The organism is Gordonia sp. ALPHA1B1, from assembly GCF_005502615.1.
In the GTDB taxonomy this organism is placed as follows: Bacteria; Actinomycetota; Actinomycetes; order Mycobacteriales; family Mycobacteriaceae; genus Gordonia; species Gordonia hongkongensis.
The window spans coordinates 193016-200596 of sequence record NZ_SCOC01000006.1 but is presented as its reverse complement, the minus strand read 5'-3'; the positions used below and the strand labels follow the sequence as shown (position 1 = coordinate 200596).

The 7581-nt window shown below is 67.5% G+C and carries 7 protein-coding genes; 1 reads left to right on the top strand and 6 read right to left on the bottom strand.

What is annotated here, in order from left to right; genetic code table 11:
• Positions 1-378 precede the first annotated feature (378 nt).
• Entirely contained in the window at positions 379-1065 is a 687-nt protein-coding gene (locus FFS52_RS06315; RefSeq protein ID WP_065631114.1) for an EthD domain-containing protein, read from the top strand.
• 9 nt (positions 1066-1074) lie between these two features.
• On the opposite strand, the gene FFS52_RS06310 is transcribed toward FFS52_RS06315, so the two are convergent.
• The 6 genes from FFS52_RS06310 to glnT form a co-directional block, all read right to left on the bottom strand.
• Complete coding sequence (locus FFS52_RS06310) at positions 1075-1767, bottom strand: XRE family transcriptional regulator (protein WP_065631115.1); 693 nt, start codon at positions 1765-1767, stop codon at positions 1075-1077.
• A 49-nt stretch (positions 1768-1816) separates the two neighbouring features.
• Entirely contained in the window at positions 1817-3007 is a 1191-nt protein-coding gene (locus FFS52_RS06305) for an FAD-binding oxidoreductase (RefSeq protein ID WP_137809193.1), read from the bottom strand.
• Entirely contained in the window at positions 3004-4335 is a 1332-nt protein-coding gene (locus FFS52_RS06300; RefSeq protein WP_137809192.1) for an FMN-binding glutamate synthase family protein, read from the bottom strand. The genes FFS52_RS06305 and FFS52_RS06300 overlap by 4 nt, the downstream gene beginning before the upstream one ends.
• A gap of 174 nt (positions 4336-4509) precedes the next feature.
• The gene (locus FFS52_RS06295) at positions 4510-5268 is read right to left on the bottom strand and encodes a protein glxC (protein ID WP_137809191.1); all 759 of its coding nucleotides are present in this window, start codon (positions 5266-5268) and stop codon (positions 4510-4512) included.
• Positions 5256-6152, bottom strand: a complete 897-nt coding sequence (locus tag FFS52_RS06290) for a glutamine amidotransferase (RefSeq protein WP_065631119.1) — start codon at positions 6150-6152, stop codon at positions 5256-5258. The genes FFS52_RS06295 and FFS52_RS06290 overlap by 13 nt, the downstream gene beginning before the upstream one ends.
• A gap of 64 nt (positions 6153-6216) precedes the next feature.
• Positions 6217-7572: a type III glutamate--ammonia ligase gene (glnT, locus tag FFS52_RS06285; RefSeq protein WP_137809202.1), complete on the bottom strand. Its 1356-nt coding sequence runs from the start codon at positions 7570-7572 to the stop codon at positions 6217-6219.
• Positions 7573-7581: the final 9 nt, after the last annotated feature.

Sequence of the window (7581 nt, the reverse complement as noted above, 5' to 3'; positions counted from 1 at the left end):
TCGACCGGAGTTCCGGGCCGACACATCTCGCCCATGACAGCACCGTCAGCCACGAAGTAAGTCAGACCCAAACCCGGTCAACCACCCACACCCATTCTCACTGCCACGAAGGGCTCCGCAACGTGTCTCACCAGGCCCTTCGTGGCTCGTCGCTATCGCTCCTCGCACCTCAGGGAGCAGTAATAGGGCTCGCCCCATGCACAACGGGTTCTTCGTAGTCCACGACGGCCGACAGGCCGCGGATACCGAGGAGCGACCCCTCGCTCCCTGAGGAGCGGCCGGAGCTTGCGGAGGCCGCGTCACGAAGGGTCTTGGTGAGACGGCGGTGGATCTGCGAATCGGCGACCGGCGCGCGGAACGCCCGGTACCGTCCGCGGGATGACGGATTCGAAGGTGATCGTCGCCATCCGGGGCGGCGGGCCGACCCGTGCCGACGCCGACGATCTCGTCGAGCGCTGTATGGCAGCGGGGGCAACGCGCATGCAGGTCAACCTCAGCGACGACGCGGTCTCCGGGGCCATGCGCATCGACGAACTCGACCCGCCCATCGTCGCGGTGCTGTCCTTCTGGGCGCCCGACCCCGACCCGGTCCTCGCCGTCGTCGATGACGAACTCGACGGTCCGATCGCCGTCTGGGAGGTCACCGCGCGGGCACCGCTCAATCCGAACCTGCCCGCCGACGGGACGCGGATCGACGCGCTGTCCAATATCGCTTTCCTCCGTCGCCCCGACGAACTCGACCACGCCGAGTGGTTGCGCCGCTGGTTGGACGATCACACCCAGGTCGCCATCGACACCCAGGCCACGTTCGGTTACGTCCAGAACATCGTCGAACGACCGTTGACCGAGGACACCCCGCCGGTCGCGGCCATCGTCGAGGAACTGTTCCCGATGGCGGCGGTCAGCGACATCCACGCGTTCTACGGAAGCGGCGGTGATCAGCGGGAACTCGAGCGTCGGATGACCCTGATGCTCGAGAGCGTGTCCCGCTTCGGCGCGGACCGCCACCTCGACGTGGTGCCGACCTCGCGCTACGACTTCGACCTCAGCCGGTCGCGAACCTGAATCGGGCTGTCACACGGCCGAATCCGGGAACGCGATCACGGACAGGAAGCGCACCGGCAGCTCGACGAGTTCGACGGGTCCATGCGCGCCCTCGCCGTCGAGCTGTAGCGAGTCGCCCGGGTGCATCCGGTACACCGAGCGACTGTGGGCGTAGTCCATCACGCCCTCGAGGACGTACAGGAACTCGGTTCCCGCATGCTGGAACAACGGCTGGGTCACCGACTTCTCCGTCAAGGTGACGAGGAGACATTCCAGGCGTTTGTGCTCACCGCGCAGCGACCCGAGCAGCTCGTACTCGTGACCCTCCCGGGACCCCTCGCGCACGATCTCCGAGCCCTCGCCCGCTTTGACGAACACCGCCGACCGCTCCATCTCGGCGCCGCGGAACAGCGAGGTGACCGACACGTCGAAGCCGTTGGCCAGGCGAGCGAGCGTGCTGAGACTGCACGAGGTCTGGGCGTTCTCGATCTTCGATAGCATCGCCTTGGAGATGCCGACGCGAGTGGCCATGTCCCCCACCGACAGTCCCTGCTGACGTCGCAGGCGCCGCACGTTGTGCGCGATCGCCGTCTCGAGCTCCAGCTCCTCGACCGACTGGTCGACAGGTCTCTCTCGCGCGGTGCCGGACTGATTCCGGATCAAAGGGTCGTCCGTCACGCCGCCAGCATAGTGAGAAACAACGTTTCCTGACAGTTGACACACGATTCCACCCCTGTCGACGGCCACGGCCTCGGATCATCCGGCGCCCCGGTCAGCGCATCTCGCCGGCTCCCACATACGGGAAGCGCGTCGTCAGCAGGTCACCCTCAGCGAACCGCGTGAACCGGAAGTCCGACTCCGGGATACGCGGGTCCGCGCTGCGCCCGTCGACGACGAGGTCCGCGACCAACCGGCCGACCGCCGGCGAGATCTTGAACCCATGGCCGCTGAACCCGGCCGCCAGGACGAGCCCGTCCAGTGGTCCGCTGGAGATGATCGGATTCCAGTCGGGTGTGACGTCGTAGCACCCGGCGTAGCTCGTGGTGATGGCCGGATCGGTGAACCCGGGGAACCGGGTGCCGACCTTGTCGACGGTGAGGTCGATGAAGTCCGAGTCCGCGCGGTTCCGGTAGTCGTCGGGATTCGCTATGTCGAGCGCCGCGAGATCGCTGTTGCCGAACAGAATCTCGCCCCGGACGTCCGGTCGGACGTACTGCAGCGACACCAGATCGGAGAAGACCGGCACCTCGCCGAGGTCCTCGCCGGGGTGGATCATCACGATCTGTTCGCGGTGCACCTCGATCGGGATGTCGACCCCGTAGGGCGCGAGGAACGGTTTGGACCAGACACCGGTGGCGACGACCACGGTGTCCGCGGAGATCGTCGAACCGTCCGCGAGTCGGACTCCCGTCACCCGGTCGGCGTCGACGATCAGGCCGGTGACGTTGGTGCCCTGACGAATTCGGATTCCCGATGTCCGCGCCGAGGCCGCGAAGGCCTGCGCGGTCTGATACGCGTCCCCGTAGCCGCCGCGCTCTTCCCAACCGAAGGCCGCGAAGGGTTCGAGGTCGGCGGTGGGCCACATCGCGGCGACATCGGCGGCGTCGATCTCCTCGGTCTGCACGCCGACCGCACGTTGCGCCGCGAGGCTCTTGCGCATGTTCTCGACATTCGGCTCGCCGACGCCGACGACATATCCGGTCTGACGGAATCCGATGTCGGAGCCGAAAATCTCCTCCGCCTTCTCGAAGACCTCGAGTCCGACCGCGGCCATCGCCGCCAGCGAACCGACGCCGTAGTGGCACCGCACGATTCCCGAAGACTTGCCCGTCATCCCGCCGCCGACGGTGTCCCGCTCGCAGACGATCACATCGGTGATGCCGCGTTGTCCCAAGGCCCAGGCGGCCGCCACGCCCTCGAGGCCGCCACCGACGATGACGACCGAGGCGGTCTCGGTGCTCACAGGCCCGCCCCCGGAATCCAACTCGTCCCGGCGAGCGGAACGCGGGCCATCGCCGACGCCTCGATCGAGATGGCGACGAGATCTTCGGGCTCCAGATGCTGCAGGTGCGCTTTGCCGCACGCACGGGCGATCGTCTGGGCCTCCATCGTCATCACGCGCAAGAAGTTCGCCAGGCGCTTTCCGCCGAGGACTGGGTCGAAACGCGCCGAGAGTTCCGGGTCCTGCGTGCTGATGCCCGCGGGATCACGCCCGTCCTGGAAGTCGTCGTAGAAACCGGCTGCCGATCCCAGCGCCTCGTACTCCGCGGCGTATCGGGGATCGTTGTCGCCCAACGCGATCAGCGCAGCGGTGCCGATGGCGACGGCGTCGGCACCGAGGGCCATCGCCTTCGCGACATCGGCGCCGTTGCGGATTCCGCCCGACACGATGAGTTGGACCTCCCTATGAACGCCCAACTCCTGCAGGGCCTGCACCGCCTGCGGGATGGCAGCGAGGGTCGGGATGCCGACGTGTTCGATGAAGACGTCCTGGGTCGCTGCCGTTCCGCCCTGCATGCCGTCGACCACGACGACGTCGGCGCCGGAATGCACCGCGAGTTTCACGTCGTAATACGTGCGGGTGGCGCCGACCTTCACATAGATCGGCTTCTCCCAGTCGGTGATCTCGCGCAACTCGCTGATCTTGATCGCCAGGTCGTCCGGTCCGGTCCAGTCGGGGTGACGGCACGCGCTGCGCTGGTCGATACCCTGTGGCAAGGTCCGCATCCCAGCCACGCGTTCGGAGATCTTCTGTCCCAGCAGCATTCCCCCGCCGCCCGGTTTGGCACCCTGACCGAGCACGATCTCGATCGCGTCGGCCTTGCGCAGGTCGTCGGGGTTCATCCCGTATCGCGACGGAAGGTATTGGTAGACGAGGTGTTTGGACTGACCCCGCTCTTCGGGCGTCATCCCGCCGTCACCGGTGGTGGTGGAGGTACCGACCTCCGAGGCGCCGCGCCCCAGCGCTTCCTTCGCCCCGGCCGACAGCGCGCCGAAGCTCATCCCGGCGATCGTCACCGGGGTGGAGAGATGCAACGGGTACTTCGCATTTCGCGAGCCGAGGACGACGTCGGTGTCGCAGCGCTCGCGATAACCCTCGAGGGGGTAGCGGGACATCGACGCGCCGAGGAACAGCAGATCGTCGAAGTGCGGCAGCTTGCGCTTGGCGCCCCAGCCACGGATGTCGTAGATGCCGGTCTCAGCCGCGCGCTGGATCGCGGCGATGGTGGTGCGGTCGAACGTGGCCGACTCGCGCAGGCCGCGCTGTTCGACGCTCAGGTTGTCGGTCATGGTGGTTCTCTTTCGTCGTGTGGTCGTGCGACGTTGCGGCCCTTCGTGGCTCGTCGCTAACGCTCCTCGCACCTCAGGGAGCAGGTGGTCGGCCGCGCTATCGCTCCTCGCACCTCAGGGAGCAGGGGTTGCGCCTCCGCAAGCTCCGGGCGCTCCTCAGGGAGCGGAGGAGGGTCAGTACGCGGAGGTGTTGTCGACCTTGAAGTGGTAGAGCTCGCGGGCGGAGCCGTAGCGGGTGTAGTCGCGGGGGTCGTCGTCGCCGAAACCGGCGGCCTTGAGCAACCCGGCCAGTTCCTCGAGGTGCTCGGCGCGCATCGGTTTGGCGATGCAATCGGCACCCAGCGAGGCGACCTCGCCCCGCACATAGATGCGGGTCTCGTAGATCGAGTCACCGAGACCGTCGCCGGCGTCCCCACGAACGACCAGACGTCCCGCCTGCGCCATGAAAGCGCTGTTATGCCCGACGTTTCCACCGACGACGATGTCGACGCCCTTCATCGAGATGCCGCAGCGTGCCGCGGCGTCGCCCTCGACGACGAGGAGCCCGCCGTGGGCGGTGGCGCCGGCCGACTGGGAAGCGTTGCCCTTCACGATCACGCTGCCGCTCATCATGTTCTCGGCGACGCCGGTGCCGGCGTTGCCGTCGATGGTGACCTCGGCCTGCTGGTTCATCCCGGCCGCGTAGTAGCCGACGTGGCCGTTGATCGTGATCTTCACCGGGAGGTTGACGCCCGCGGCCACACTGTGGGCTCCGGCCGGGTTGTCGATGACGATCTCGCCGGAGATGTCCCCGTGCAGCAACGAGTTGATCTCGCGCAACGGGGTTTCGGCGAGGTCGAAGGTGTGATTGGGGTTCATCGTCTCAGCTTTCGCCGTGTCGTTCGAGGCGGGAACGGGAGGGGTGGAGGGAAACTCGGCGGTCATCGAGTCCATGCGTAGACGACCTCCGGCTCGGGCTCCCAGATGCGGGCGTTCTCCACGCCGGGCAGTTTGGCCAGTGCGCGGTACTCACTCGCCATGGCCACCCAGTCGTCGGTCTCGGCGATCACGGCCGGTTTGCATGCGATGGCGTCGCGCACCACCGCGAACGAATCGCGATTCGACACCAGCAACGTGTAGAAACCGTCGAAGTTCGCGCAGACCTCTTTCAGTGCTGTTTCCACGTCCTTGCCCGCCGCCAGCTGGTGTGCGACGAAGCGCGCCCCCACCTCCGTGTCGTTCTCACTGTCGAACTCCACTCCGGCAGCGCGTAGTTCACGCCGGATGGTCGCGTGATTCGCAAACGAACCGTTGTGGACCAGGCACTGTTCGGGGCCGACCGCAAACGGATGTGCGCCCGAGGAGGTGACCGCCGATTCGGTCGCCATCCGGGTGTGCCCGACGCCCTGCCATCCCGACGCCGCGGCCAGGCCCCAGGATTCGGTCAGGTCACGGGGTGCGCCGACGCCCTTGAGGACGGTCAGGTCCGACCCGAAACCGGCCACCAGGGCCTGCGGGTATGCGGCCCGGGCGGCGGCCAGCAGCTCGTCGGCCGGCGCCGGGGCGGAGGCCACCAGCGTCACGTCGATCGTCTGTGCCGCGACCGGCACGCCGAGGGCCGCGCCCAGCGTCGTGGACACCTCGTCGGGAAGAACGTCGAGTTCGAGGAGGGAGATGCAGCCGTGTCCGGGCGGTGCCCACGTGGGGTTGCCGTAGACGGCGATACCCGCCGAATCCGCGCCACGGTCTTGCATCTCGCCGAGCATCCCGGCGAGCATCTCGCCCAACCGGGGGTGAAGGTCAGGGTTGCGCAGGTGCAGCCCGACGATTCCGCACATGATCAGTTCCTTACGTCGATCGATGAATCTCGTTGAGAGATCTTGTGTTCTGGGGGAAGGACGGTCAGAACGCCGTCAGGTACTTGTCGACCTCCCACGGCGTGACCGCCGCGTGCCAGTCGAAGAATTCGTCGCGTTTGAGCCCGGCGAAGTACGCCGAGACCCGCTGCTGGTCGGCCGGCCAGTCCTCGGGGAGCGCCGCGTCGAGCGCGCCGGTGACCACCGAGTCGGCCTCGAGCGCCTCGACCGCGTGCAGGAGGGTGAGCGGGAGTTCGGCGATGTGGCCGGGACAGTTGCCGACGGCGCCCGGGTCCAGGCTCCGCTTGATGCCGTCTAGTCCCGCACCCAGGAGGGCGGCGACCGCGAGGTACGGATTCGCCGACCCGTCACCGCCACGGAGTTCGACGCGCTGCTCGTCGGGCACCCGGATGTAGTGGGTCCGATCGTTGCCGCCATAGGTGGCCCGCCGCGGGGCCCAGGACGCACCCGAGCGCGTCGCCGTCGCACCGGTTCGCTTGTAGGAGTTGACCGTCGGGGCGATGACCGCCTGCAGCGCGGGCGCATGCTCCAGAATCCCGCCGATGAAACCGTACGCCGTCGCCGACAACCCCAGGCCGCGCTCGTCGTCGGCGACCTGCGGGAAGACCGGGTCCCCCGCACGCGTCAGCGACAGGTGGAAGTGCAGTCCCGAGCCGGTGCGCTCGGCGAACGGCTTCGGCATGAAGGTCGCGATCATGCCCTTCTCCGCGGCCAGGGCGGACAACAGGTAGCGGAGCGTGACGACGCGATCTGCGGTCGTCAGCGCGTCGGAGTAGGCGAAGTTCTGCTCGAACTGGCCGTTCCCGTCCTCGTGGTCGTTGGCGTAGTTGCTCCAGCCGAGTTGGTTCATCGCGGTGGACACGGTGGTGAGGTGGTCGTACATCCGGGTGAGACCGCGGACGTCGTAGCACGGCTGGTCGGAATCATCGGCGGCGTCGGCGGTCACCAGCGAGCCGTCGGCGGCCCGTTTCAGGAGGAAGTACTCGACCTCGGCCCCGACCCACGGCTCGAAACCCGCGTCCGCGGTCTGCGCGATGAGCGCCTTGAGGATGTTCCGGGGCGCGAACGGCCACGGCTTGCCCTCGACATGGGGATCACACTGGACGACCGCGAGGCCCTCCTTGATGAACGGGATGGGCAGGAAGGACCGGACATCGGGGATCGCGATGAGATCGGGATCCTTCGGCTCCTGGCCGATCGCGCCGACCGCATATCCGGCGAAACCTACGCCCTCGGTGGCCAATTCGTCCACCGCTTCCACCGGCACCAGTTTGGCGCAGGGCTTGCCGCGGAGGTCGACGAACATCGCGAGGATGAACTTGGTGCCGTGCGTCGCGCAGAGATCGGCGAGTTCGCCGGTCGTTGTCTCGGTGGTTGTCATCATGTGCTC